The organism is Micromonospora sp. NPDC048907, assembly GCF_055586885.1.
In genome coordinates this window covers 759,943-785,353 of sequence record NZ_JBVJHI010000004.1, presented here as the reverse complement: position 1 = coordinate 785,353, position 25,411 = coordinate 759,943, and the positions used below count along the sequence as shown (strand labels likewise).

General features: G+C 76.4%; 24 protein-coding genes and 2 pseudogenes. 23 read left to right on the top strand and 3 right to left on the bottom strand.

Translation table 11 applies throughout. The features are described 5' to 3' along the window. Positions 1-236 precede the first annotated feature (236 nt). The 9 genes and pseudogenes from ACZ6PY_RS17640 to ACZ6PY_RS17600 all read left to right on the top strand — a co-directional run bounded on the left by ACZ6PY_RS17640 (position 237) and on the right by ACZ6PY_RS17600 (position 10,133). Complete coding sequence (locus ACZ6PY_RS17640) at positions 237-1,139, top strand: alpha/beta hydrolase family protein (protein ID WP_466073360.1); 903 nt, start codon at positions 237-239, stop codon at positions 1,137-1,139. A gap of 89 nt (positions 1,140-1,228) precedes the next feature. Continuing rightward, entirely contained in the window at positions 1,229-1,867 is a 639-nt protein-coding gene (locus tag ACZ6PY_RS17635; protein ID WP_466073573.1) for a TetR/AcrR family transcriptional regulator, read from the top strand. Between the two features lie 40 nt (positions 1,868-1,907). Continuing rightward, complete coding sequence (locus ACZ6PY_RS17630; RefSeq protein WP_466073358.1) at positions 1,908-4,598, top strand: LuxR C-terminal-related transcriptional regulator; 2,691 nt, start codon at positions 1,908-1,910, stop codon at positions 4,596-4,598. 86 nt (positions 4,599-4,684) lie between these two features. After that, positions 4,685-4,903, top strand: a pseudogene (locus tag ACZ6PY_RS17625) (hypothetical protein); the annotation flags it as partial. Between the two features lie 83 nt (positions 4,904-4,986). Beyond that, positions 4,987-5,340 carry a hypothetical protein gene (locus ACZ6PY_RS17620; RefSeq protein ID WP_466073579.1) on the top strand — a complete coding sequence of 118 codons (354 nt, stop codon included), beginning with the start codon at positions 4,987-4,989 and terminating at the stop codon, positions 5,338-5,340. 267 nt (positions 5,341-5,607) lie between these two features. Next, positions 5,608-7,887, top strand: coding sequence for an FAD-dependent monooxygenase (locus ACZ6PY_RS17615; RefSeq protein ID WP_466073357.1), 2,280 nt, complete (start codon positions 5,608-5,610; stop codon positions 7,885-7,887). Beyond that, positions 7,884-8,204, top strand: coding sequence for a putative quinol monooxygenase (locus ACZ6PY_RS17610; protein WP_107077836.1), 321 nt, complete (start codon positions 7,884-7,886; stop codon positions 8,202-8,204). Before ACZ6PY_RS17615 ends, ACZ6PY_RS17610 begins: the two co-directional genes overlap by 4 nt. Continuing rightward, positions 8,201-9,427, top strand: coding sequence for a cytochrome P450 family protein (locus ACZ6PY_RS17605; protein WP_466073355.1), 1,227 nt, complete (start codon positions 8,201-8,203; stop codon positions 9,425-9,427). Before ACZ6PY_RS17610 ends, ACZ6PY_RS17605 begins: the two co-directional genes overlap by 4 nt. 40 nt (positions 9,428-9,467) lie before the next feature. After that, on the top strand, positions 9,468-10,133 hold the full coding sequence (locus ACZ6PY_RS17600) for a TcmI family type II polyketide cyclase (RefSeq protein WP_466073353.1): 666 nt from the start codon (positions 9,468-9,470) through the stop codon (positions 10,131-10,133). Between the two features lie 106 nt (positions 10,134-10,239). Here the strand turns inward: ACZ6PY_RS17600 and ACZ6PY_RS17595 are convergent, their stop codons facing one another. Further along, positions 10,240-10,407, bottom strand: coding sequence for a hypothetical protein (locus ACZ6PY_RS17595; RefSeq protein WP_466073351.1), 168 nt, complete (start codon positions 10,405-10,407; stop codon positions 10,240-10,242). A 228-nt stretch (positions 10,408-10,635) separates the two neighbouring features. Between ACZ6PY_RS17595 and ACZ6PY_RS17590 the strand changes: the two genes are divergently transcribed. From ACZ6PY_RS17590 to ACZ6PY_RS17560, 7 genes are all read left to right on the top strand, one after another. Then, complete coding sequence (locus ACZ6PY_RS17590) at positions 10,636-11,019, top strand: DUF1622 domain-containing protein (RefSeq protein WP_466073349.1); 384 nt, start codon at positions 10,636-10,638, stop codon at positions 11,017-11,019. A gap of 244 nt (positions 11,020-11,263) precedes the next feature. Next, entirely contained in the window at positions 11,264-13,339 is a 2,076-nt protein-coding gene (locus ACZ6PY_RS17585; protein ID WP_466073348.1) for a heavy metal translocating P-type ATPase, read from the top strand. A gap of 98 nt (positions 13,340-13,437) precedes the next feature. Continuing rightward, the gene (locus ACZ6PY_RS17580) at positions 13,438-13,839 is read left to right on the top strand and encodes a TOBE domain-containing protein (RefSeq protein WP_262285566.1); all 402 of its coding nucleotides are present in this window, start codon (positions 13,438-13,440) and stop codon (positions 13,837-13,839) included. Continuing rightward, on the top strand, positions 13,836-14,615 hold the full coding sequence (gene modA, locus ACZ6PY_RS17575) for a molybdate ABC transporter substrate-binding protein (protein WP_466073346.1): 780 nt from the start codon (positions 13,836-13,838) through the stop codon (positions 14,613-14,615). The genes ACZ6PY_RS17580 and modA overlap by 4 nt, the downstream gene beginning before the upstream one ends. Then, complete coding sequence (locus tag ACZ6PY_RS17570; protein ID WP_466073345.1) at positions 14,612-15,412, top strand: ABC transporter permease; 801 nt, start codon at positions 14,612-14,614, stop codon at positions 15,410-15,412. The genes modA and ACZ6PY_RS17570 overlap by 4 nt, the downstream gene beginning before the upstream one ends. Continuing rightward, the gene (locus ACZ6PY_RS17565) at positions 15,394-16,470 is read left to right on the top strand and encodes an ABC transporter ATP-binding protein (RefSeq protein WP_466073571.1); all 1,077 of its coding nucleotides are present in this window, start codon (positions 15,394-15,396) and stop codon (positions 16,468-16,470) included. Before ACZ6PY_RS17570 ends, ACZ6PY_RS17565 begins: the two co-directional genes overlap by 19 nt. 96 nt (positions 16,471-16,566) lie before the next feature. Next, positions 16,567-16,845, top strand: a complete 279-nt coding sequence (locus tag ACZ6PY_RS17560; RefSeq protein ID WP_466073344.1) for a hypothetical protein — start codon at positions 16,567-16,569, stop codon at positions 16,843-16,845. A gap of 23 nt (positions 16,846-16,868) precedes the next feature. Here the strand turns inward: ACZ6PY_RS17560 and ACZ6PY_RS17555 are convergent, their stop codons facing one another. Next, complete coding sequence (locus ACZ6PY_RS17555; protein ID WP_466073342.1) at positions 16,869-18,629, bottom strand: alkaline phosphatase family protein; 1,761 nt, start codon at positions 18,627-18,629, stop codon at positions 16,869-16,871. Positions 18,630-18,964: 335 nt separating this feature from the next. Continuing rightward, positions 18,965-19,663, bottom strand: a pseudogene (locus tag ACZ6PY_RS17550) (CDP-alcohol phosphatidyltransferase family protein); the annotation flags it as partial. A gap of 93 nt (positions 19,664-19,756) precedes the next feature. On the opposite strand from ACZ6PY_RS17550, the gene ACZ6PY_RS17545 reads away from it, so the two are divergent. The 7 genes from ACZ6PY_RS17545 (at position 19,757) to ACZ6PY_RS17515 (ending at position 25,405) form a co-directional block, all read left to right on the top strand. Then, the gene (locus ACZ6PY_RS17545) at positions 19,757-20,734 is read left to right on the top strand and encodes a zinc-dependent alcohol dehydrogenase (protein WP_466073340.1); all 978 of its coding nucleotides are present in this window, start codon (positions 19,757-19,759) and stop codon (positions 20,732-20,734) included. Positions 20,735-20,736: 2 nt separating this feature from the next. After that, positions 20,737-21,135: a 6-pyruvoyl trahydropterin synthase family protein gene (locus ACZ6PY_RS17540; protein ID WP_466073338.1), complete on the top strand. Its 399-nt coding sequence runs from the start codon at positions 20,737-20,739 to the stop codon at positions 21,133-21,135. 4 nt (positions 21,136-21,139) lie between these two features. After that, positions 21,140-22,177, top strand: a complete 1,038-nt coding sequence (locus ACZ6PY_RS17535; RefSeq protein WP_466073336.1) for a glycosyltransferase family 4 protein — start codon at positions 21,140-21,142, stop codon at positions 22,175-22,177. Then, positions 22,174-22,986 carry an SAM-dependent methyltransferase gene (locus tag ACZ6PY_RS17530; protein WP_466073334.1) on the top strand — a complete coding sequence of 271 codons (813 nt, stop codon included), beginning with the start codon at positions 22,174-22,176 and terminating at the stop codon, positions 22,984-22,986. The genes ACZ6PY_RS17535 and ACZ6PY_RS17530 overlap by 4 nt, the downstream gene beginning before the upstream one ends. Before the next feature lie 52 nt (positions 22,987-23,038). Continuing rightward, positions 23,039-24,016, top strand: a complete 978-nt coding sequence (locus ACZ6PY_RS17525; protein ID WP_466073332.1) for a lysylphosphatidylglycerol synthase domain-containing protein — start codon at positions 23,039-23,041, stop codon at positions 24,014-24,016. 67 nt (positions 24,017-24,083) lie between these two features. Continuing rightward, positions 24,084-24,719 (top strand): GTP cyclohydrolase II, encoded by a 636-nt coding sequence (locus ACZ6PY_RS17520; RefSeq protein ID WP_466073330.1) that lies wholly within the window; start codon positions 24,084-24,086, stop codon positions 24,717-24,719. Further along, positions 24,716-25,405: a RibD family protein gene (locus ACZ6PY_RS17515; RefSeq protein WP_466073328.1), complete on the top strand. Its 690-nt coding sequence runs from the start codon at positions 24,716-24,718 to the stop codon at positions 25,403-25,405. Before ACZ6PY_RS17520 ends, ACZ6PY_RS17515 begins: the two co-directional genes overlap by 4 nt. Positions 25,406-25,411: the final 6 nt, after the last annotated feature.

Below are 25,411 nucleotides of genomic sequence, written 5' to 3'. Positions count from 1 at the left end.
CGGATCGGCGGCTCCCGTCCCGGGCTCACCCGGATCCTGCCTCCCGTTGCCCACCTGACCTCCGTCGCCCGCGCCGGCCCGTCGGTGGCCGGCCGGCGTGCCATTCCCGGAAACCGGGGCGGCACACCTGGGCGCGGCGCGCGAGGACCGGTGATTTCGCCGATGCGGTGGCCGGGGGAGCGCTCCAATACTGACGCATGTCGATGGATCTCCCTACCCGACTAGGAGCGACCGACGTGCGATCAGCCACCACCACTCCCCGTCCCCGTACCCGCCTCCAGGCCCTGGGCCGGCTCACCGCGGCGGCCGTCCTGGCCCTCGGCGGCGCCCTGGCCGTCCCCGCCGGCGCGCAGGCCGCCGACAACCCCTACGAGCGCGGCCCCGCGCCGACCAGCGCCATCCTGGAGGCCAGCCGCGGTCCCTTCGCCACCTCGTCCTACAGCGTCTCCTCGCTGAGCGTCACCGGCTTCGGCGGCGGGGTCGTCTACTACCCGACCAGCACCAGCGAGGGCACCTTCGGCGCCATCGCCATCTCCCCCGGCTTCACGGCCACCTGGTCGAGCCTCAGCTGGCTCGGACCGCGGATCGCCTCGCACGGCTTCGTGGTCATCGGCATCGAGACCAACACCCTCTACGACCAGCCGGACAGCCGTGGTCGCCAGCTCCTGGCCGCGCTGGACTACCTGGTCCAGCGCAGCACGGTCCGGAGCCGGATCGACGCCAGCCGGCTCGCCGTGGCCGGGCACTCGATGGGCGGGGGCGGCACCCTGGAGGCCGCCGCTTCCCGGCCGTCCCTGCAGGCCGCCGTCCCGCTGGCCCCCTGGAACCTGGACAAGACCTGGTCCGGGGTGACGGTGCCGACGCTCATCGTCGGTGGGGAGAGCGACAGCGTGGCGCCGGTCGCCAGCCACTCGGAGCCCTTCTACAGCAGCATCCCGGCCTCGTCCGAGAAGGCGTACCTGGAGTTGAACGGCGCGAGCCACTTCTTCCCGCAGACGGTGAACACGCCGATGGCCAAGCAGATGGTGGCCTGGCTGAAGCGCTTCGTGGACAACGACACCCGCTACGAGCAGTTCCTCTGCCCGGGCCCGAGCGGTCTGGCCATCGAGGAGTACCGGAACACCTGCCCCAGCTCCTGAGCCTCGCCCACCGGGGGGCGGCCGCCACGGCGGCCGCCCCGCTGTGCGCGGCGGCCCTAGACTCGGCCAGCGTGGAGGAGGCGGGCGGGATGGGCGGCACCGGTTCCCCGGGCCGGGTCGACGGACGGGCCGCGCGGGCCACCCGCACCCGGGCCGCCATCGTCGAGGCCCACCTCGCCCTCGTCGCCGAGGGGGACCTGCGCCCGACGGGCGACCGGATCGCCGAGCGGGCCGGTGTCTCGCTGCGCACGCTGTGGACCAACTTCAAGGACATGGAGACGCTGTTCGAGGCCAGCGGCGAGGAGCTGCTGCGCCGCCAGGACGCCGCCTGGCGGCCGATCTCCCCGGCGCTGCCGCTGGCGAAGCGGGTCGAGGCCTACTGCCGGCAGCGGGCCCGGTTGCTGCAGCTCATCGCGCCGTCCGCCCGGGCGGCGCAGTTGCGCGAGCCGCTCTCCCCGCAGTTGCACCGCAACCGCCGCAAGCACATCGACCGGGTCCGTGACGAGGTCGAGCAGCTGTTCGCCGCCGAGCTGGACCGGGCCGGTCCGGGGCGGGAGCAGCTCGTGCAGGCCCTGGTGGCGGCCAGCATGTGGTCGACCTGGTCGATGCTGCGCGACGGGCTGGGGCTCGGCGTGGGCCCGGCCCGGGCGGTGATGGCCCGCACCGTGGCGGCGTTGCTGGCGGATCCCGAGGGACAAAGTCTTTTCCGACTGGTTACCGATAGGTGAAACTGGATGCATGGTTACTGCATTCAGAGTGCAAATAACCTTGCGGGGTCGGGACGACGAGTGCCAGGCCGTGCGCGGCCTGCTCGACCGGGCGGCCGGCGGCGCGCTGCTGTTCCACGGCGAGCCCGGCTCGGGCCGCAGCACCCTGCTGGCGTACGCCCGGCGGCACGCCGGTGCGCGGGCGGTCCTCGCCGGCGCCGGGCTCGCCGACGAGGCGGCCCTGCCGTACGCGGGCCTGCAACGCCTCCTCGACCCGTTGCTCGACCGGGCCGCGGCGCTGCCCGAACGGCAACGGCGGGTGCTGCGGCGCGTGCTGACCGGCGGCGGCTGCCCGGAGGCCCAGCGGCTGACCCTGGCCACCGCCGTGCTCGGCCTGCTCGCCGTCGTCGCCCGCGACCGCCCGCTGCTGTGCACGATGGACGACGTCGACGCCGGCGACCCGCAGACCGCCGCGACCCTCGCCGTCGTGGCCCGCCGGCTGAGCCGGCTGCCGGTCGCCCTCGTGCTCACCGCGGCCGGCGCGGCGGCGGCCGGTGACCTGCCCGCCCACCGGCTGTCCCCGCTGGACGAGCAGCAGTGCCGTGCCCTGCTCGCCGACCGGCGGTCCGCCCCGCCGCCGGCCGCGGTGGCCGCCGGACTGGCCGCGGTCAGCGGCGGCAACCCGCTGGCGCTTGCCGACCTCGCCGACACGCTCACCCCCGGCCAGTGGAACGGGGACGAGCCGCTGCCCGCCGCCCCACCGGCCGACGGCGCGCTGGGCGCCGCCTACCGCGCCCGCCTCGACCGGCTGCCGCCGGACACCCGGCGGGTGCTGCTGCTCGCCGCGCTCGACCGCGACGGGGATCCCGCCGCCCTGGACCGTGCGGCGCGCGCCGCCGGCGTGGACGTCGAGGCGCTCGCACCGGCCGAGGCCGCCGGCCTGCTGCGCTCCGGCCCGGCGGGCGTGACCTTCGCCCACCCGCTGACCCGGACCATGGTCGAGGCCGTCGCACCGCCGGCCGACCGGCGGGCGGCCCACCTGCTGCTGGCCCGGGCGCCGGGCGGCCGGCCGCTGCGCCGGGCCCTGCACCGCGCCGCCGCCACCGACGGTCCCGATCCGGCGCTGGCCGCGGAGCTGGAGGCGGCCGCCGCCGGTGCGGACGACCGGACCGAGGCCGCCGCCGCGCTGCGTCGCGCCGCCGAACTCAGCGACGACCCCGCCCGCGCCGCCGCCCGGACGGTCGCCGCGGCCCGCTGCGCCTGGACCGCCGGCCACCCCGACCAGGCCCGGCGCCTACTCGCCGGGCCGCCCGCCGGTCCGGCCGCGACCGGCCCGGCCGACCTGCTGCGCGGCGAGATCCAACTCCGCTGCGACGCGCCGTCCACCGCGGTGGCCACCCTCCTCTCCGCCGCCGAGGCGGTCGCGCCGGCCGACCGCGGGGCCGCCCTGCTCGGCCTGGTCCGGGCCGGCGAGGCCATCTGCCTCACCGGCGACCACTACCGGTACGCCGAGGTGGCGCGCCGGGCGTGGGCGCTGCGCCGGCCCGGGGACCCGCCGGACGTCGAACTGCTGACCACGTTCGCGGCCGGCGTCGGGGCGACCCTGCGCGGCGACCACGAGCAGGGCGGGCCGGCGCTGCGCCGGGTCGTCGTCCTGGGCGGCCGCCTGACCGGGCCGGCGCTCACCCCGGCCGCGCTGGTCTGCGCCGCGGTGGCCGGGCTGCTGGTGGCCGTCGACGGCGCGGCGCACCGGCTGGCCGACCGCGCCGTCGAGCTGTCCCGGGCCCGCGGCGAACGGTCCGTGCTGCCCCGGGCGCTGGAGCTGCGCGCCGTCGCCGAGTACTGGCTGGGCCGGCACGCCACGGCGGCGGAGACCGCCCACGAGGGGCTGCGCGTGGCCCGTGCCACCGGCCAGCGGACCTGCGCCCAGGTCCACCTCGGCATCCTCGCCGTGCTGGCCGCGGTACGGGCCGACCGGGCCACCAGCCTCGCCCGGATCGCGGAGATCGGCGACGGCGCCACCCCGGGCAGCCGCCCCTACGCGTACGCCCAGTGGGCGCTCGGCGTGCTCGACCTGGTCGACGGCCGGCACGCCGACGCGGCCACCCGGCTGGCCTCGCTCGCCCGCACCGGCACCGGCCGGGGCCAGGTCCTCGTGCAGGTGATGGCCACGCCGTACCTGGTGGAGGCCGCCGCCCACGACGGCCGGCGGCCCACCGCGGCGCTCGCCGTCTTCGACCGCTGGGCCAGCAGCACGGCGAGCCCGTCGCGCCGGGCCCTCTCCGCCCGCTGCCACGCCCTGCTCGCGCCCCGCGGCAGCGCCGAGGCCGAGCGGGAGTTCCGCACGGCGCTGCGGCTGCACCCCACCGACACCGACCGGTTCGAGCGGGCCCGCACCGAGCTGCTGTTCGGCCGGGAACTGCGCCGGGCCCGCCGGCCGCGGGACGCCCGGGCGTACCTGCACCGGGCACGGGAGACGTTCACCCTGCTCGGCGCGACCGTCTGGGCCGAGCGGGCCGGCGCGGAGCTGCGCGCGGCGGGGGAGTCGGTCGGGTCCGCGCAGCAGCCGCCGGCGCAGCTGCTGACCGGCCAGCAGCTGCACATCGCGCAGCTGGTCGCCGAGGGGGCCACCAACCGGGAGATCGCCACCCGGATGTCGCTCTCCACCCGGACGATCGACCACCACCTGCGCAACATCTTCCACCGGCTCGGGGTCCGCTCCCGCACCGAACTGGCCCGCCTCTTCGCCTAGTCGTCGGCGGCCCGCACCGGCCGGAGGCGCGGTAGGGTGCGGGTCGAGACCGCAGTTCCCGCCGCGCTGGTCGTCCAGGGGGTCAGGTGAACGCACGCGACGTCGAGGCGCACCGCGACGAGCCCGTCCATGGTGGCCACGACTACGACGAGGTCTACCGGGACACGGCCGACTCGGGCGGGCCGCCCTGGGACATCGGCGGTCCCCAACCGGCGCTCGCCGAGGTGCTCGACCACGGGGTCCGGGGCCCGGCGGTGCTCGACATCGGCTGCGGCAACGGCGATCTCGCGATCGCCCTCGCCCGGCGCGGCCACCGGGTGACGGGGGTCGACATCTCCGCGTCGCCATCGACCAGGCCCGCGCCAAGGCCGCCGCCGAGGGACTGTCGGTGCACTTCGAGGTCCAGGACGCCACGAACCTGTCGCTGCCCTCGGCGCCGTTCGACTCGGTGTTCGACTCCGGCCTGCTGCACAGCATCCACCGCAACGGCGGCGCGGTGGACCGCTACCTCGCGTCGCTGCCGGGCCTCGCCGCGCCGGGCGCTGCCGTCTTCGTGCTGGCCGTGTCGCCGGAGGCGGGCCACGGCTGGGGCCTGACCGAGCAGGAGCTGCGGGCGGCCTTCGCCGGGCCGGAGTGGGTCGACACCGAGGTCACGGACATCGACGTGGTCGCGCAGACCGGCGGCTCGACGCTCCACCTGGCCGGTCACCTGCTCCGCACGGTCCGCGCACTCGACGCCTGACCCGCCGGCCAGCCGCTTTCCACCCCCCCTGCGCCACCCAGCGGGCGAGCACGGGCTCCACCGGTGACGGCCCGCACCCGTCCGTCCCCGCATCCCCGTAGCGGCGTCCCGTCCCCACGGCGTCAACGGGCGGGGACGTCGCGGGGGTCGCTCGTGACGGCGGGTTGACGCGACCTCCGGCAGGGTCGCAGCGCGACGACGTGGTGGCTCGGGCAGCACCGGCCGCGACAGCTCCACCGTCTCCCGCAGGCCGTCGAAGGGGACTTCATGATCAGGACGATGCTCCGGCTGCGCGCGCGTCAGGGCTGCGAGCCCGCCCTGCGGTCCGCGTGGGGGACGGTCGCGGAGCAGGTCGGCGGGCTGGCCGGCAACCTCCGGCACGAGCTGCTGCTCGACGCCCTGGACCCGCGCGGGTTCGTCCTCGTCACCGAGTGGGCCGACGAGGAGGCGCTGCGGGCGTACCGGGACGGGCCGGTGGCCGCGCGGCTGGCCGAGCTGGTCCGGCCGCTGACCGAGCCGGGGGGCCCGGTCGACTACCCCGTGCTGCGGGAGCACGGAACGGGCGACTCGACGGTCTACGTGGACGTCGAGCTGACCGTGCCGGCGCCCCGGCTCGCCGAGTTCCACCGCGGCTACCCGGAGGTCCGGGCGCGGATGGCCGGGATACCCGGGTACCGGCGCGAGCAGTTGCTGCGCGAACCCGGGTCGGACGTGCACCACATCTTCGCCGAGTGGAACAGCGCGGGGGAGTTCCTCCGCTGGATCGCCGACCCGGCCCACGCCTCCGCGCAGGCCGGGCCGATCGCGCCGTTCCTTCTCGACATCCGGCGCCGCCTGTTCCACGTCGTGCCCGACGGGGACGGCCGGCGCCACGCCACCACGGGCAGGGAGGCCGACGTGCATAGGACAACGGACGTACTCGTCGTCGGGGCGGGGCCCGCCGGGCTGACCGCCGCCGTCGAGCTGGCCCGGCGGGGCGTCGACTGCCGGGTGATCGACAAGCTGGCCGCCCCGGCCGGCCAGGCCGACAAGGCGATCGGCGTGCACTGCCGCACCATGGAGATCTGGGAGGAGCAGGGCGTCGTCCGGGAGGCCATGGACGCCGGCATCTGGCTCACCGGCAACATGGTCTTCGTCAACGGGGCGGAGACCCACCGGATGAGCTGGGAGCTGCCCGGCCTGCCGTACGCGCACCTCGGCCTGCCCCAGTACGAGACCGAGCGCATCCTCACCGCCCGCCTGGCCACCCTCGGGGTGCGCCCCCGGCGCGGCGCCGAGCTTGTCGACTTCGCGCAGGACGACGACGGGGTGACGGCCACCGTCACCACGGCCGACGGCGGCACCGAGACCGTGCGCGCGAAGTACCTGGTCGGCTGCGACGGCGCGCACAGCCGGGTCCGGGAGCTGCTCGGGCTGACCTTCACCGGCGGGCTGGGCCGGTTCCCCCAGCTGTTCATGCTCGGCGACGTCGACGTGGACTGGGACATGCCCGACGGGCACCTGCTGCGGTTCCTGCACGAGACCGACGGCCGCATGGACGGGATGCTGGTCTGCGTCCCGCTGCGCGGCGAGCGCCGGTACCGGATCGCCACGCTGGCCCCGCCCCGGTTCTTCGCGCAGACCGGCGGGCAGGACGCCCCGCCCGGGTTCAGCGCGGAACTGGGCGCGCCGACCCTGGCCGACGTCCAGGCCGCCCTCGACCACCTCGCCCCGCCCGGCACCCGCGCCTCGAACCTGCGCTGGTCGTCCGTGTTCCGGATCAGCCACGGCATCGTGGACCGCTACCGCGACGGCCGGGTGTTCGTGGTCGGCGACGCGGCCCACCTGCACCCGCCCGCCGGCGGCCAGGGCATGAACACCGGGATCCAGGACGCCTGGAACCTGGCCTGGAAGCTGGCCCTGGCGGTACGCGGGATCGCCGCGCCCGGCCTGCTCGACAGCTACGAGACCGAGCGCCGGCCGGAGGGCGAGGAGATCGTCGGTCGTGCCGTGCGGATGGCGTTCACCGACGAGCTGGACCGCGAGGACCTGAAGCGGCAGTTCCTCCAGGAGATGTCCATGCTGCTCAGCTACGCGGGCAGCCCGCTGGTCGGCGAGTGCGTGTCCGATCCGGACGCGTTGGGCGAGGCCCCCCGTCCGGGTGACCGCGCCCCCGACGTGGCCGGGCTGCTGCGGCGCGGCGTCGGCCACCCGCTGCGGCTGCGCGACCTGACCCGCGGCACCCGCCACACCCTGCTGCTCTACGCCGACGCGTCGGCCGACGAGGCGGCGCTGGGCGCCATCGCCGAGCTCTGCGCCGACGTGCGGCGGCAGACGGCCGGGGAGGTCGACGCGTACCTGCTGCTCAGTCCGGACGCCACCGAGCCGCGGCTGCTCGACCCGCCGACGGTGTGCGACGCCGACGGCCGGTTCCGCGCCGCGTACGGACTGACCGGCACCGGGCTGTACCTGGTCCGCCCGGACGGGCACGTCGGCTTCCGCAGCCAGCCGGTCGACGCCGACGCGCTCCGCAAACACCTGCACCTGGTGTTCGGGGGTGCCCGGTGACCCGGGTGCGGACCGTGCTCGCCATGCGGACCCGGGAGGGCTGCGAGGAGCGCTTCGAGTCGGAGTGGCGCAGCGCGGCCGAGGAGATCCGCACGCTGGACGGCTGCCTGCACCAGGACCTGGTCCGCGACGCCGACGACCCGCGCAGCTACCTGATCATCAGCGACTGGGCGGACCGTGAGCGCCTGGACGCCTTCGGCCGCAGCGAGCACCGGGACCGGCTGCTGCGCATCATCCGCGAGCTGCGTGAGTCCGCGCAGCGGCACACCTACCAGGTGCTGCACAGCGTGGGCAGCGCACCAGAGGAGGACCGATGACCGAGGACGCCGTTCCGGCGAGCGAGCTCTACACCGACGGGTTCGCCGCCGACCCCTACCCGACCTTCGCCCGGCTGCGCACCGACCGGCCGGTGTGCCCGGTCAGCTCCCCGCGCTTCGACTCCTGGCTGATCACCCGCTTCGACGACGCCCGGGCGGCGCTCACCGACCCGCGGCTGTCCAAGGACCTCTACGGTCCCGGCCAGCACTACCTGCGGATCTTCGGGCCGAACTCCGAGGGCTTGAACCGCAACATGCTCAACTCCGACCCGCCGGAACACACCCGGCTGCGCCGGGTCGTCTCCCAGGCGTTCGCGCCGCGGCGGATCGAGGCGCTCCGGCCGCGGGTGGCGCAGGTCGTCGACCACCTGATCGACAAGATGCTCCCGCAGGGCCAGGCCGAGCTGATGCACGACTTCGCCATCCCGCTGCCCATGACGGTCATCTGCGAGCTGCTCGGGGTGCCGCCGGAGGACCACGACCGGGTGCTCGAGTGGACCCAGGTGATCCGCACCTCCGGCTCGACCCGGCGGCCGCCGCAGGAGGAGCGGGCGGCCGTGCAGGAGGCCCAGCTGCGCCTGCACCACTACTTCGCCGACCTGGTACGGGCCAAACGCGACGACCCGGCCGACGACATCATCGGCGCGCTGATCGACGCGGTCGACCGCGACGGGACGCTGTCCGAGGCGGAGCTGGTCACCACCACGTTCCTGCTGGTGTTCGCCGGGCACCAGACCACCGCGGACTTCCTCGGCAACGCGGTGCTCGCCCTGCTCACCCATCCCGAGCAGCTCGAGATGCTGCGTGCCACGCCCCAGCTGCTGCCGGCGGCGATCGAGGAGCTGCTCCGGTTCGACGGCCCGCTGCCGGTGGCCAGCCCGCGGATCGCCACCGAGGACGTCGAGTACGAGGGGGTGTGCATCCCGCGCGGCGCGATCGTCGGCGTGGCGATCAACGCGGCGAACCACGACCCCGCGCACTTCACCGACCCCGACCGGCTGGACCTGCGCCGGGTCCGCGGCCCGCACCTGGGCTTCGGGCACGGCGTGCACTACTGCCTCGGCGTCTCGCTGGCCCGGATGGAGGCGCAGATCGCGCTCGCCGCGCTGCTGCGCCGGCTGCCCGGTCTGCGGCTCGGCGTGCCCCTCGACGAGGTGCGCCGGCTGCCCGCCGCGTCGCCGTTCCGCGGCCTGCTGGAGCTGCCGATCACCTTCGCCGCCTGAGCCGCCCGTCCGCCCACCCGAACCCAACCAAGGAGCAGCCATGGTCTTCCGGAACGTGATCGTCTGCCACATGGTCCCCGGCAGCGACAAGATCGTCGGGGACGTCTTCGGCCACTACGACCAGGCCACCCGACCCCAGGACCTCGGGGTCATCGGGCGCATCCTGCTGTCCCACCACGACCTCTACATCCACGTCATCGAGCGCGAGCAGGACCCGCGGATCTCCGGCCAGACCCGTGGGCTGCCCGCGTTCCAGAAGATCGCCGAGGCCATCGGCCCGTACGTGACGCCGTACCCGCGCTACTGGAAGAACCCGTCCGACTCGGTGGCCAAGGAGTTCTACCACTGGGCCCCGGAGGGGGAGCCGCCCGCGGACACCACGCTGACCGTGATCGTCGGGCGGATCAAGCCCGGCGCCGAACCGGACGTGGCCCGGGTCTTCGCCGAGTCCGACGCCGGCTCGCTGCCGACCGAGCTGGGCGTCACGGGGCGCTGGCTCTACTCGATCGACGACGTCTACGTGCACCTGCTCGAACAGGAGGCGTCGGCGGCCGAGGCGACCCGGAACAACCACGACGCGAAGCCGGTCTTCGCGAAGGTGATGCAGGACCTGGCGCCCTACGTGAGCCCGTACCGGCCGGAGGAGTGGCACGGTCCGCAGGACTCGGTGGCCACCGTGTTCTACCGCTGGCAGGCCGAGGACTGAGCGGCGCGGCGGGGGCGTCCGGCGGCGCCCCCGCCGCGCGCTGTCGTCGGCCTCTCCGGACGGCGCCGGGCCGCGCCGGGCGTTCAGCGCCCTCCTGAGCGCGGCCTCACTCGTCGCCGACGGGTTCCGTCTCGCCGTCGTGCTCGTACCGGGGCGTCAGGTGCTCGTCGGGCTGCGGAGCCTCGGCCAGGTTGTGGTGCGGGTCCCCGTCCGCGGAGTACAGGACGTCGTCGGTCTTCTTGGTCTTGCTCCGGTCCTCTTCCGGCTCCGTCACGTCCGCTCCTCGCCAGGCCGTCGGTGACCACCCTGCCGGGCGGCCCTGTCCAAGCTCCCACCCTAGGCCCGGTGAACCGCGGTCGCAGGCGGATGAGAGCGCGCGCCCGCCTGCGGGTGGGCCCCGGGGCGAACGCCCCCGCGCGGCACCTGTGATGGGACATGGTGGTGCTGGGGACGGCTCGGCGACGGGCCGTTCCGGGGGGAACCGGCGGCGCGGGGGTGACGGGTGCCGACGAAGGAGATCATCCAGCACATCGGGACGCTCCTGGACCTGGCCGGGGTGCTGGTCATCGCGGTCGGCGTCGCGGTCGCCACGGTCGTCTTCGCCGTGCGCTGGTGGCGCACCCGGCAGGTCGTCGAGCACTACCGGTCGTACCGGCAGGGGGTAGGGCGGGCCATCCTGCTCGGCCTGGAACTCCTCGTCGCCGGGGACATCATCCGGACCGTGGCGGTGTCGCCCACCTTCACCAGCGTCGGGGTGCTGGCGCTGATCGTGCTGGTCCGGACGTTCCTCAGCGTCTCGCTTCAGGTGGAGCTGGACGGTCGCTGGCCGTGGCAGGGCAGGGGGCCGGTCGGCGGCGCCCCGGTGTCGGCCCGGCCGGAGCGCTGAGGGGCGAACCGGAGGTCGGGTGTCGGCGGGGTCCGCGGGCGGCGACGGCGCGCCCGGCCGAACTTTCGCCAGGCGCCGGCGGCACGGTCCGGGTGTTCTGCTCGCTCATCCCGCTCCCGCGGCTCGACCGCGTCCCGCGTCAACCCGCGGGCCCTTCGCGTGTCCGGAGACCGGGCCGGCCCGGACCGGGGAGTTGGCGCATACCCCCTAGGGGTATATGGTGGCGGGCGGAGGTGGAGTTCCGATGGACCACGAACACGGGCACCACGGCGCGGGCCACGACACGCACGGGGGGCACCACACGCACGGGGGACACGACAAGCACGCCGGGCACGACCCCGAGCGGTTCCGCCGCACGTTCTGGCTGAGCCTGGCGCTGACCGTGCCGATCGTGCTGACCAGCCACATGGTCATGGACTGGCTCGGCTACTCGCTCGACCTCCCGGGCGTGCGCTGGGTCGGCCCGGTCCTGGGCACGGTCGTCTTCTTCTACGGCGGCTGGCCGTTCCTGGTCGGCGGCGTCCGGGAGGTGCGCGACCGGGCGCCGGGCATGATGCTGCTGATCTCGATGGCGATCACCGTCGCGTACCTGGCGTCGGTGGCCACCAGCCTCGGCCTGTTCGACCTGGACTTCTGGTGGGAGCTGGCCGCCCTGGTCACCATCATGCTGCTCGGTCACTGGCAGGAGATGAAGGCGATCGGGCAGGCCCAGGGTGCGCTCGCCGCGCTCGCCGCCCTGCTGCCCGACGACGCCGAACGCCTCGACGACTCCGGCGCCGCGCACCGGGTGCCGGTGGCCGACCTGCGGGTCGGCGACCTGGTGCTGGTGCGCTCCGGCGGCCGGGTCCCCGCCGACGGCCGGATCGTCGACGGGGCCGCCGAGCTGGACGAGTCGATGATCACCGGGGAGTCCCGTCCGGTGCCGCGCGCCGCCGGCGACCGGGTGGTCGCCGGGACCGTGGCCACCGACTCGGCCCTGCGGGTACGCGTCGACGCCGTCGGCGAGGACACCGCGCTCGCCGGCATCGGCCGCCTCGTCGCCCAGGCGCAGTCCTCCGGCGGCCGCGCCCAGGCGCTCGCCGACCGGTTCGCCGCGCTGCTGTTCTACGTCGCGGCCCTCGCCGGCCTGGCCACCTTCGCGGCCTGGCTGCTGCTCGGCGACACCGACCAGGCCGTGGTCCGGACCGTGACGGTGCTGGTGATCGCCTGCCCGCACGCCCTCGGCCTGGCCATCCCGCTGGTCGTGGCGCTCTCCACGGCGCTCTCCGCCCGCGCCGGCATCCTGGTGAAGGACCGGCTCGCCCTGGAACGGATGCGCACCGTCGACGCGGTGCTGTTCGACAAGACCGGCACCCTCACCAAGGGACGGCACACCCTGACCGGGGTGGCCGCCACCGGCGGGCTGGCCGACGACGACGCGCTGCGCCTCGCCGGCGCGGTCGAGGCGGACAGCGAGCACCCGCTCGCCCGGGCCCTGGTCACCGCCGCGCAGGACCGGGGCCTGCGGGCGTCCGCCCGGGACTTCCGCTCGCTGACCGGCCGGGGCGTACGCGCCACGGTGGACGGCGCCGACTGGGCGGTGGGCGGTCCGGCCCTGCTGCGTGAGCTGGACACCGGCGCGCCCGCCGAGCTGGCCCGGGCGGCGGAGGGCTGGTCCCGGCGGGGCGCCGCGGTGCTGCACCTGGTCCGGCTGCCCGGGGCCGGCCGCCCGGAGGTGGTCGGCGCGTTCGCGCTCGAGGACGAGGTGCGCCCCGAGGCCCGCGCGGCCATCGCCGAACTGCGCGAGCAGGGGGTCAAGAAGATCGTGATGATCACCGGGGACGCCCGGCCGGTCGCCGAGGCGGTCGCCGCCGACCTGGGCTTCCGCCCCGGCGTGGACGAGGTCTTCGCCGAGGTCCTCCCGGCCGACAAGGACAAGGCGGTCACCGAACTCCAGTCCCGCGGGCTCACCGTGGCGATGGTCGGCGACGGGGTCAACGACGCCCCGGCCCTGGCCCGCGCCGACGTGGGCGTGGCCATCGGCGCCGGCACCGACGTGGCGATCGAGTCCGCCGGGGTGGTGCTGGCCGGCTCCGACCCGCGCGGGGTCACCGGCGTGATCCGGCTGTCCCGGGCGTCGTACCGGAAGATGCGCCAGAACCTGGCCTGGGCGGCCGGCTACAACGTGGTGGCCATCCCGCTCGCCGCCGGGGTGCTGGCCTGGGCCGGGGTGGCGCTCAGCCCGGCGGTGGCCGCGGTGCTGATGTCCGCGTCCACCATCGTGGTGGCGCTCAACGCCCAGCTGCTCCGCCGGGTCCGGCTCACCCCGACGGACGACTAGCTCCACCGCGGCTGCGGCCGGCACGACCCCTTGCTCCTGGTGATTGCGGGGGGTCGTGCCGCTTCACGCCCGCACCTGCGAACCGCTAGGGTGGCCGCGTGACGGTGTTCCGGATCGGCGAGGCCGCCGAACTGCTCGGGGTCAGCGCGGACACGGTCCGCCGCTGGATCGACGCCGGGCGGCTGCCCGCCATCCGCGACGAGCACGGCCACCGGGTGCTCGACGGCGCCGACCTGGCCGCGTTCGTCCGCGCCCCGGGCCACCCCGAGCTCTCCTCGGCCCGCAATCGGCTGCGCGGCATCGTCACCGCCGTCGTCAAGGACACCGTGATGGCCCAGGTCGACATCCAGGCCGGGCCGTTCCGGATCGTGTCGCTGATGAGCCGTGAGGCCGTCGACGACCTCGACCTCCAGGTCGGCTCGGTGGCCGTCGCCGTGATCAAGTCGACCACCGTCGTGGTGGAGCGCGCGCCCGCGCCGAAGGGGAGAACGAACCCGTGACCACCCGGTGGATCCGCGCCGCTCTGGCCGGGCTGGCCGCGCTGGCCCTGTCCGTCACCGGCTGCGGTGGCGGCGCCGACGACGGGGCGACCGGCGGCACGGTGACCGTCTTCGCCGCCGCCTCGCTCACCGAGCCCTTCACGAAGCTCGGCCGGGACTACGAGGCGGCACACCCCGGCACCCGGGTCGTCTTCAACTTCGCCGGCAGCTCGGCGCTCGCCACGCAGCTCACCCAGGGCGCGCCGGCCGACGTGTTCGCGGCCGCCTCGCCGGCCACCATGAAGACCGTGACCGACGCGGGGGACGCCGCCGGGACACCGGCCGTCCTGGTCCGCAACCAGCTCGTCATCGCCGTGGCGAAGGGCAATCCGGACCGGGTCGCGGGCCTGGCCGACCTGGCCCGGCCCGGGGTGAAGGTGGCGCTCTGCGCCGAGCAGGTGCCGTGCGGCGCGGCGGCGAAGGCCGCTCTCGCCGCGGCCGGCGTGCGGCTCACCCCGGCCACCCTGGAGCAGGACGTCAAGGGTGCCCTCGCGAAGGTGCGGCTGGGTGAGGTCGACGCGGCGCTGGTCTACCGCACCGACGTGCGGGCCGCCGCCGAGCTGGACGCCGTCGAGTTCCCCGAGTCCGCCCGGGCGGTCAACGACTACCCGATCGTGGTCCTGAAACACGCCGGCAACCCGGCCGGGGCCCGCGCCTTCGTCGACCACGTCCGCTCCGACGCCGGCCTGGCCGTGCTCACCGCCGCCGGGTTCCAGGCCCCGCCGAGCAGCCGGTGAGCCGACCTCCCCGCCGCCGGCAGCGGGTGCCGCTGGCGCTGCTGCTCCCCGCCGGGCTCGGGCTGCTCTTCCTCGTCCTGCCGCTGGCCGGGCTGCTGGTCCGGGCGCCCTGGACCACGCTGCCCCGGCGGCTGGCCCAGCCCGGCGTGCTCACCGCGCTGCGGCTGTCCCTGGAGACCGCGACCGCCGCCACGCTGCTCTGCGTCGCGCTCGGCGTACCCCTGGCCTGGCTGCTGGCCCGCGTCCAGTTCCCCGGCCGGCGGCTGGTCCGCGCCCTGGTCACCGTGCCGCTGGTGCTGCCGCCGGTGGTCGGCGGGGTGGCGCTGCTGCTGGTCTTCGGCCGGCGCGGGCTGCTCGGGTCCTGGCTGGACGCGACCTTCGGGGTGACCCTGCCGTTCACCACCGCCGGCGTGGTGCTGGCCGAGGCGTTCGTGGCCATGCCCTTCCTCGTCATCGCCGTCGAGGGTGCGCTGCGCGGCGCCGACCACCGCTACGAGGAGGCCGCGGCCACCCTGGGCGCCGGGCGCTGGACCACCTTCACCCGCGTGACCCTGCCGCTGGTCGCCCCCGGGGTGGCGGCCGGCGCGGTGCTCTGCTGGGCCCGCGCGCTCGGCGAGTTCGGCGCCACCATCACCTTCGCCGGCAACTATCCGGGGCGGACCCAGACCATGCCGCTCGCCGTCTACCTGGCGTTGGAGACCGACGTGCAGGCCGCCATCGTGCTGAGCCTCATCCTGCTGACCGTCTCCGTGGCCATCCTGGCCGGGTTGCGGGACCGCTGGGTCGGTACGGCGTGACCGGCACGCCCCTGCTCGACGCGCACCTGGTCGCCGACCGGGGCGCGTTCCACCTCGACGTGCGGCTGGCCATCGGCGCCGGGGAGGTGGTGGCGCTGCTCGGCCCGAACGGGGCCGGCAAGACCACCGCGCTGCGGGCCCTCGCCGGGCTGCACCCGCTCACCGCCGGGCACCTCACCCTCGGCGGCGCCGATCTCGACCGCCCCGACCGGCGGGTGTGGACCCCGCCGGAGCGGCGCCCGGTCGGCGTGGTGTTCCAGGACTACCTGCTCTTCCCGCACCTCAGCGCCCTGGACAACGTGGCGTTCGGTCCGCGCCGCCGGGGCGCCGACCGGCGGGCCGCCCGGGCCCGCGCGCAGGGCTGGCTGGACCGGGTCGGCCTGGGCGGGCAGGCCCGGCACCGGCCGCGCCAGCTCTCCGGAGGGCAGGCCCAGCGGGTCGCCCTGGCCCGCGCCCTGGCCGTCGAGCCCACGCTGCTGCTGCTCGACGAGCCGCTCGCCGCGCTCGACGCCCGGACCCGGCTGGACACCCGCGCCGAACTCCAGCACCACCTCGGCGCGCACCCCGGCGCCACCCTGCTGGTCACCCACGACCCGCTGGACGCCCTCGTGCTCGCCGACCGGCTCGTCATCGTCGAGCAGGGGCGGGTGGTCCAGGAGGGCGACGCGGCGACCGTCACGGCCCACCCGCGCACCGACTACGTGGCCCGGCTCGTCGGGCTCAACCTGCACCGCGGGCACGCCGACGGGCACGCCGTCACGGTCGGCGGACTCACCCTCACCACGGCGGACAGCGTGTGGGGTGAGGCGTTCGTGGCCTTCCCGCCGGCCGCCGTCGCGCTGCACCCGGCGCGCCCGGACGGCAGCCCGCGCAACGTCTGGCCGGCCACCGTGACCGGTGTGCAGCGCCACGGAGACAACCTGCGGGTCCAGCTCGCCGGGCCGGTCGACGTGGCCGCCGACGTCACCCCCGCCGCGGCGGCCCACCTCGGGCTGCGCCCCGGCCAGCCGGTCTGGGCGGCGGTCAAGGCCGCGGAGACCAGGGCGTACCCGGCGTGACGTACACCGCTGGCCGGTCAACCGGGGTCGGTGGAAGGTTTGACGTCGACCCGCCCGGTCACTGAACAGGGGGAGCGATCACGAAGGGGGAGCGTGGTGCCTGAGACGACACGGTTCCGGTCCAGTCAGGACGTCGTCCTGCCGGACGACGTCACCGACCCGCTGCTGTGGCGGGCCGCGTACGACGTGGCCGCCGCGCACCAGCCCGACCCGGCGGGACGCTGCACCAGCCTGCTGTGCGGCGGGCGGAGCGCGCCCTGCGAGCCGCTGGACAACGCCCGCCGGGCCATGCGGCTGGCGCGCGGCGGGGCGCGGCGCGCCGAGTTCCGCGAGACGCCCGCCCGCAGCGCCCGCGACCGGCGCCGGGCGGCCTGAGCCGGCCGGCGGCGCGGCCGGCCTCAGTGCTCGGGGGAGAAGGCGGCGAGGAAGCGGTCGCGGAAGCTGTCCATCCGCCACACCGGGGCCTGCGGGCCGGGGCGTAGCCCGTCCTGCCAGCCCCAGTCGGCGACCCGGTCCAGCACGGCCGGGTCCTTCGCCACGATGGTGATCGGCACGTCGCGGCCGGCGCCCTCGCCGGTCACCGAGGCCGCCGGCTGGTGGTCGCCGAGGATGACAAGCACCAGGTCGTCCCCGCCGTGGGTCAGCACGTACGACACCAGGGTGCCGAGGCTGTACTCGATGGAGTGCGCGTAGTCCGCGCGGATCAGGCCGGCGTCCCGCTGCAGCACGTCCTGGCTGCCGCCGGTCCTGACGGATTCCGTGTGGAAGATGGTGCCGTCGCCGACCGCGGCCCAGGGCACCGGCTTGGGGATGGCCGACCAGGGGGAGTGGCTGGACACCAGCGGGATCTCCGCCATCAGCGGGGCGTGCGTCCGGTCCCGCTCCAGCCGCTGGAAGGTGGCAAGCGTGTACTGGTCGGGCATCGGCGCGTAGCTGAACTTCGGGCCCCGGTAGGCCAGCTTCTCGGCGTCGTAGTACCTGTCGTAGCCGAAGAACCTCCCCTCCGGCCAGGGCTCGGTGGCGGCCGGGAACACGCCGACGGTCTGCCACCCGGCCCGGTGGAACACGCCGTTCAGGGTGAGCCGGTTCCCGGCCAGCAGGTCCCGGTGCCGCTGGTCGTTGTCGATCCACAGCCCGGAGAGCAGGGTGGCGTGGGCCAGCCAGCTGCCCCCGCCGAAGGTCGGCGAGGTGAGGAAGCCGCTGCGGGCGTCGTAGCCGGCCGCCCGCAGCCGGCGGTAGCCGTCGTCGAGCACCGCGTTCACCCCCGGCGCGAGCGCCGGGTCCTCCACGGCGTCCCGGCCGTAGCTCTCCACGAACGTGACGAGCACGTCCTTGCCGCGCAGCCCGGTCAGCAGCCGGTCGCCGGGCACGTCCTGGTAGGCGTCGGTCGTCATCTCCCCGGCGAACGCCGCCCGGTCGCGCAGGCCGGCCCGCACCTGGCCGACGTGCGACGCCACCAGGGTGGTCGCCGTCCGGTCGGCGACCGGCACGCCGGCGGTGAGGCGCACCCCGAACAGGGCGCAGCCCAGCCACAGCACGGCCAGCGCGGCGAGCACCCGTGCCGCGCCGGTGCGGTGCCGGGCCACGCGCCGGGCCAGCCGCCGCGCCGCGAGCGCCAGGAGCACCGGCAGTCCGGCCACCAGCAGCCCCACCCCGACCGCCGCGGCGACGGCGGCGGCCCGACCGTTCGAGTCGGCCAGGTAGCCGTAGCCGTCGTCGAACAGCCGCCAGTCGAGCAGCACGTCGAACGGCCGGTCCCGGGCCACGAAGAACCCCGTGTCCAGCAGCTTGACCACGGTCAGCAGGCCCAGCACGAGTCCGAGCGCCACGGCGACCGGCCGGCGGGCCCGGTCCGGCAGGACGAGCAGCAGCGCCACCGCGACCAGCGCCTCCACCGGGATCCGCAGCACCGCGCCCGGCCCGACCCCGGCCAGCCGGTCCGGCGCGACCAGCGCCGCCACCACCAGCAGCGCGGCCAGCCCGGTGAGGATCCCGGCGGCGACCCGACGGGTACGCGAGGCCGGCCGCCCCGGACCGGCGGGCAGCACCGCGGCGCCGGGCGGGGTGGTGTCGTCGCCCGGCGCCGGCGGGGACGCCGCGGGGTTCCGGGCGGGGGTGGCCGGTCCGACCGGCCGGCGGAGACGGATACGCAGTGACACGGGGGCTTCCTTCGGGGAGGGGAGGGTCAGGCCGGCTGGTGGGCGACGACGCGGACGGCCACCGGCACCGGGCGCGCCGGCGGGTCCGCCGGCCGTTCGCCGACCGGATCGTGGGCGTGGACGGTCGTGCGCCGGACCGCACCGGCCGGGGCGGGGCCGGCCACCCACGCGGGAAGGTCGGCCGGACCGGTGCCGGCGGCCCAGGACGGGACGGCGTCCGCGCCGGACCGAACCGGGAGCGCGGCCGCGGTGGGCCGGAGGCCCGGCGCGGGGAGCGCGGTCGCGACGGGTGGGGCGGCGGGTCCGGCCGCCCGGACGACCTCGACGACCGGGGTGGGCCGGGCCGCCGGGGCGACGGGACGGCGCCGCCACAGCCAGGTGACGTCGCGGGCGAACGACTCGACAAGCAGGACCAGCGCCCCGGCGACCAGCGCACCGGTGGCCGCCGGCGGCAGCAGGCCGCTCGCCGCCACCGCGAGCACCACGCCCTGCGCCGCCGCGACCACCTTGCGCCAGAACCGGGGCGGCAGCGTGCCGCCCATCCAGCGCAGCGGCCAGCCCGCCGCCACGAAGGCGTACCGCATCCCGCCGATGACCAGCACCCACGCCCCGACCGACGGGGCCAGGTGCACGCTGAGCACCAGGAGCAGGAAGGAGTCGACCTCCATGTCGAAGCGGGCGCCCAGCGCGCTCACCGTGCCGGTCCGCCGGGCCACCTGGCCGTCCACCGCGTCCAGCGCCAGCGCCACCGCGGTGAGCGGGACCAGCACGGCCACCGGCGCCGGACCGCCGACGACCAGGGCGAGCACCCCGCCCACCAGCAGCGCGCGGGCCAGCGTCACCCGGTCGGCCGGGCCGAGCCGGTCCGCGCCGGCCGCCCGCAGGCCGCGCCGGAGCAGCCCGCAGAGCACCCCGGCGTACGCCAGGCCGGCCAGCCAGCCCGCCACGCCGAGACCCACCGTGCCGGCGAGCCCGGCCAGCAGGACGAACTGCACGATCAGCCCGACCAAGGGGCCATTCCGAACCGTGGACACCCTGCCTCCGTGTCTATGATCGACAACCCATGTCAGTCATCACGGGAAATTCGGCCGTCCGGTTCGGTCCGGATGCGGAAAAGAGGAGAATTCGTGACCGGTGAGGCCCGCGCCTTCTGGCTCCGCGCCCCCGGCGAGGGTGAGCTGCGCCCGGTCGCGCTCCACCCGCCCGGCCCCGGCGAGGTGCTGGTCCGCGCCCGCTACTCCGGGGTCAGCCGGGGCACCGAGACCCTGGTCTTCACCGGCCGGGTCCCCGCCGACCAGCACGCCGCCATGCGCGCCCCGTTCCAGGAGGGCGACTTCCCGGCCCCGGTGAAGTACGGCTACCTGAGCGTCGGCACCGTCGAGGCGGGCCCGGCGGAGCTGCGCGGGCGCACCGTCTTCTGCCTGCACCCGCACCAGACCGCGTACGTGGTGCCGGCGGACGCCGTGGTGGTCGTACCCGATCAGGTGCCGGCGGCCCGCGCGGTGCTGGCCGGCACCGTGGAGACCGCCGTGAACGCCCTGTGGGACGCCGCGCCGCTGGTCGGCGACCGGGTCTCCGTGGTCGGCGGCGGCATGGTCGGCTGCTGCGTGGCCGCCGTGCTGGCCCGCTTCCCCGGGGTCCGCGTCGAGCTGGTCGACGCCGACCCGGCGCGGGCGGCGGTGGCCGCGGCGCTCGGCGTCGACTTCGCGCTGCCCGCCGACGCGACCGGCGACCGGGACCTGGTGGTGCACGCCAGCGCCACCGCCGAGGGGCTGCAACGCGCCCTGGAGCTGCTCCGCCCGGACCGCATCGTGCTGGAGCTGAGCTGGTACGGCGACCGCCCGGTCACCCTCGCCCTGGGCGGGGCGTTCCACTCGAAGCGGCTCGGCATCCGCAGCAGCCAGGTGGGCACCGTGTCGCCCCGGCGCGCCGACCGCAGCTACGCCGACCGGCTGGCGGTGGCTCTGGACCTGCTCGCCGACCCCGCGTTCGACGCCCTGCTCACCGGCCGGTCCCGCTTCGCCGACCTGCCCGACGTGCTGGACCGGCTCGCCTCGGGCCGGCTCCCCGCGCTCTGCCACCTCATCACCTACGACGAGGAGTGACCATGTTCAGCGTCACCGTCCGGGACCACATGATGGTCGCCCACAGCTTCCGCGGCGAGGTGTTCGGCCCGGCCCAGCGGCTGCACGGCGCGACCTTCGTCGTCGACGCCACCTTCCGCCGGCCGGAGCTGGACGCCGACGGGATCGTGGTCGACATCGGCCTGGCCACCGAGCAGCTCAAGGCGGTCCTCGGCGCGCTCACCTACCGCAACCTGGACGACGAGCCGGACTTCGCCGGGATGAACACCACCACCGAGGTGCTGGCCCGGACGGTGGCCGACCGGCTGGCCGAGGCGGTGCACGCCGGGCTGCTCGGCGAGGGGGCGCGCGGTCTCGCCGGGATCACCGTCACCCTGCACGAGTCGCACGTGGCCTGGGCCAGCTACGAGCGGTCACTGTGACCGGATGACGGCCGTGCACGTGGTGCTGCCGGGCGACATCGACGACCCGGCGAGCCCCAGCGGCGGCAACGGATACGACCGCCGCGCCTGCCGCGAGCTGGCCGCGCTCGGCTGGACGGTGCGGGAACACCCGGTGCCGGGCGGCTGGCCGCGGCCGGCGCCGGCGGACCGGGCCGCGTTGGCCGGCGTGCTCGGCGCGCTGCCCGACGGCGCGGCCGTGCTGCTCGACGGCCTGGTCGCGTCGACAGTGCCCGAGGTGCTGGCCCCGCACGCCCGGCGGCTGCGCCTCGTGGTGCTCGTGCACCTGCCGCTGGAGGACGAGGTCGAGGGCCGGGCCCTGGCCGCGGCGACGGCCGTGGTCACCACCAGCGAGTGGACCCGCCGCCGGCTGCTCGACCGCTACCGGCTCGCCGCCGACCGGGTGTCGGTCGCCCCGCCCGGGGTGGACCCGGCGCCGGTCACGCCCGGCTCGCCGGAGGGCGGCCGGCTGCTCTGCGTCGCGGCGGTCACGCCGCTCAAGGGGCACGACGTGCTCGCCGGTGCCCTGCACCGGGCCGCCGACCTGCCCTGGACCTGCGACTGGGTCGGCCCGCTCACCCGCGACCCGGACTTTGTGGCGCGGCTGCGCCGGCAGCTCACCGGCACCGGCCTGGCCGGCCGGGTCCGGCTGGCCGGCCCGCTGACCGGGGCCGACCTGGCTGCCGCGTACGCCGCCGCCGACCTGCTGGTGCTGCCGTCCCGCCGGGAGACCTACGGGATGGTGGTCACCGAGGCGCTCGCCCGGGGGGTACCGGTGCTGGCCAGCGACACCGGCGGCCTGCCCGGGACGCTCGGGCGCACCCCGGACGGCGACCGGCCCGGCCTGCTGGTGCCCCCGGCGGACCCGGCCGCGCTGGCCGGCGCGCTGCGCCAGTGGCTCACCGACCCGGACCTGCGGGACCGGCTGCGCCGCGCCGCCCGGCGGCGGCGGGACACCCTCAGCGGCTGGCCGCTCACCGCGGACCGGCTGGCCACCGCGCTCAAGGAGGCCACGGCGGCATGACCACCTCGCTACTTCCCCCCGACTTCGCGGACTGGCTGCGGCTGCGCGAACCCGCCGACGCGGCCGCCCGCTCCGCCGAACTGGTCGACGTGGTCCGCCGCCGGCTGCCCGCCGACCGGCCGCTGGTCGTGCACGACCTGGGCAGCGGCACCGGTTCGATGGCCCGCTGGCTCGCCCCGCGGCTGCCCGGCCCGCAGCGCTGGGTGCTGCACGAACGCGACGCGGACCTGCTGGCGCTGGCCGCCGCCGGGGAGCCCGTGGCCGCCGACGGCGACCCGGTCACCGTGCTGACCCGCGGCTCCGACATCACCCGGCTGGGCGCGGCCGACCTGGCCGACGCCCACCTGGTCACCGCCTCGGCGCTGCTGGACATGCTCACCGCCGGGGAGGTCGAGCGGATCGTGGCGGCCTGCGCCGGCCACCCCACCCTGCTCGCCATCACCGTCCTGGGCCGGGTGGGCTTCACCCCCGCCGACCCGCTCGACGCCGATTTCGAGGCCGCGTTCAACGCCCACCAGCGGCGGACCGCCGCCGGCCGCGCCCTGCTCGGCCCGGACGCCGTGGACGTCACTGTGGCGGCCTTCCGCCGCCGGGGCGTACCGGTGCGGGTCCGGCCCAGCCCGTGGCGCCTCGGCCCGGAGCAGGCCGCGCTGACCGCCGAGTGGCTGGTGGGCTGGCTCGACGCGGCCGTCGAGGAGCGTCCGGAGCTGGGCGGCGTGGTCGAGGCGTACCGGGAGCGGCGGCTCGCCCAGGTGGCGGACGGCCGGCTGCGGGTGGTGCTGCACCACGCCGACCTGCTCGCCGGGTGAACCGGACCGGCCGGCGGCACGTGACAACAGATGGACCGAGGGAGGACCACTCTTGTCACACGCCGCCGTCGCCGGGCCCGTCCCGGCCGCCGCGTCCGCGCCGGCCCGGTCGTTCTGGGCCTGGGCCCGGCCGCTCGCCGGGATCGCCGTGCTCGCCGCGCTGGTCTGGTCGGTAGGCACCGGCCCGTTCCTGGCCGGGCTGAGGCTGATCGACGCGCCGGCGCTCGCCGCCGCCCTCGGCATCGGCGCGGTCACCACGGTCTGCTGCGCCTGGCGCTGGTCGCTGGTCGCCGGCGGGCTGGGCGTCCGGTTGCCGCTGCGGGCCGCCGTCGCCCACTGCTACCGGGCGGTCTTCCTCAACTCCACACTGCCCGGAGGGGTGCTCGGCGACGTGCACCGGGCGGTCCGGCACGGCCGGGACGCCGGGGACGTGGCCCGGGGCGTCCGCGCCGTGGTCTGGGAGCGCACCGCCGGTCAGGTGGTCCAGCTGGTCATCGCGGTGGCGGTGCTGGCGGCGCTGCCGTCCCCGGTCCGGCCGTACCTGCCGGCGGTGGCCGCCGGCCTGGCGGCCGTCGCGCTGGCGCTGGCGCTGGCCGCCCGGGCGGTGCCCCGCTCCGGGGCGTCCCGCTGGGCCCGCGCGGCGCGTACCGCCGTCGCCGACGTCCGGGCCGGACTGCTCGCCCGGCGGACCTGGCTGGGCGTGGTGACGGCCTCGGCCGTGGTGGTCGCCGGTCACCTGGCCACCTTCGTGGTGGCGGCACGCACGGCCGGCGCCGACGCGCCGCTGTCCCGGCTGGTGCCGCTGACCCTGCTGGCCCTGCTCGCCATGGGACTGCCGACCAATGTGGGCGGCTTCGGCCCGCGCGAGGGGGTCGCTGCCTGGGCGTTCGCCGCGGCCGGCCTCACCGCCGCGCAGGGCGTGGCCACCGGCACGGTGTACGGGGCGCTGGTCCTGGTGGCCAGCCTGCCGGGCGCCGCGGCGCTGTTGGTCCACCGGCGTCCGGCCGCCGAGCCCGGCGACTGTCGGTGATCCCGCCTACGGTGGGGGCGAGGTGTGCGCTGCCGGTGCGACCCGGCAGCCCGGACTGAGGAGAAGCATGGACGACGCTCTGCCCCCCGCGACGGTCCGGACCCAGGTCACGGTCCCTCTGCGGTTTCCGGACGGCTACGTGACCACCGCCCGGGTGCACTCCTTCCACGGGCTGGTGGACGGCCGCGAGCACCTCGCCATCGGGCTCGGTGAGCGGCGGGACGCGGGCACCGCGCCGCCGCTGGTCCGCCCGCACAGCGAGTGCCTCACCGGGGACGTGTTCGGCAGCCAGCGCTGCGACTGCGGCCCGCAGCTGCGCGAGGCGGTCGAGCGGATCGCCGAGGCCGGCGGCTACCTGCTCTACCTGCGCCAGGAGGGCCGGGGCATCGGCCTCTACGCCAAGCTCGACGCGTACGCCCTGCAGGACGGCGGCCTGGACACCTACGAGGCCAACGTGGCGCTCGGCCGGGGCCCCGACGAGCGCGACTACACGGTGGCCGCCCAGATGCTCGCCGCGCTGGGCGTGACCCGGGTGGCCCTGCTCAGCAACAACCCGGACAAGGCCGCCCAGCTGGAGCGGCTGGGCGTCACGGTGGTCGACCGGGTGCTCACCGGCGTGCACCTGTCCCCGGCGAACGCGGGCTACCTGGCGGCCAAGGTGACCCGCGCCGACCATGCCCTCGACCTGCCGTTCGTGCCGTGAGCAGCCGGCCGTACGTGCTGCTCAGCTGCGCGATGTCGATCGACGGCTACATCGACGACGCGACGGCCGAGCGGCTGCTGCTCTCCAACGACGCCGACCTGGACCGGATCGACGCGGTCCGGGCCGGCTGCGACGCGATCATGGTGGGCGCCGCGACGGTCCGCCGCGACGACCCCCGGCTGCTGGTGCGCAGCGCGCGGCGGCGGGCCGAGCGGGTGGCGCGCGGCCTGCCGCCGTGCCCCGTGAAGGTCACCGTCACGGCCAGCGGCGATCTCGACCCGACGGCCCGGTTCTTCACGATGGGCGACGGGCCGAAGCTGGTCTACTGCCCGGGCGGCGTGGCGGAGAAGACCCGGGAGCGGGTGGGCGCGGTGGCCACCGTGGTCGACATGGCCGACCCGGTCACCCCCGGGGCGATCATCGCCGACCTGGCCGGGCGCGGCGTGGGCCGGTTGATGGTGGAGGGCGGTGGCACGCTGCACTGTCAGTTCCTCACCGCCGGTGTCGCCGACGAGCTGCACCTGGTGGTCGCGCCGTTCTTCGTGGGCGACCGCCGGGCGCCCCGGTTCGTCGGGGACGGCCACTTCCCGTGGCACCCCGGCCGCCGGGCCCGGGTGGTCGAGGTCCGCCAGATCGGCGACGTGGTGCTCACCCGCTACGCCCTCTCCGACCGCTGCCCCGGCTGACGGTGC

Bases quoted from the DNA above. Each gene is read 5' to 3' on its own strand.
- ACZ6PY_RS17530 (WP_466073334.1), top strand. From the start codon at position 22,174: ATGACCACCTCGCTACTTCCCCCCGACTTCGCGGACTGGCTGCGGCTG.
- ACZ6PY_RS17615 (WP_466073357.1), top strand. From the start codon at position 5,608: ATGATCAGGACGATGCTCCGGCTGCGCGCGCGTCAGGGCTGCGAGCCC.
- ACZ6PY_RS17635 (WP_466073573.1), top strand. From the start codon at position 1,229: ATGGGCGGCACCGGTTCCCCGGGCCGGGTCGACGGACGGGCCGCGCGG.
- ACZ6PY_RS17600 (WP_466073353.1), top strand. From the start codon at position 9,468: ATGGTCTTCCGGAACGTGATCGTCTGCCACATGGTCCCCGGCAGCGAC.
- ACZ6PY_RS17520 (WP_466073330.1), top strand. From the start codon at position 24,084: ATGGACGACGCTCTGCCCCCCGCGACGGTCCGGACCCAGGTCACGGTC.
- ACZ6PY_RS17535 (WP_466073336.1), top strand. From the start codon at position 21,140: ATGACGGCCGTGCACGTGGTGCTGCCGGGCGACATCGACGACCCGGCG.
- ACZ6PY_RS17585 (WP_466073348.1), top strand. From the start codon at position 11,264: ATGGACCACGAACACGGGCACCACGGCGCGGGCCACGACACGCACGGG.
- ACZ6PY_RS17540 (WP_466073338.1), top strand. From the start codon at position 20,737: ATGTTCAGCGTCACCGTCCGGGACCACATGATGGTCGCCCACAGCTTC.
- ACZ6PY_RS17605 (WP_466073355.1), top strand. From the start codon at position 8,201: ATGACCGAGGACGCCGTTCCGGCGAGCGAGCTCTACACCGACGGGTTC.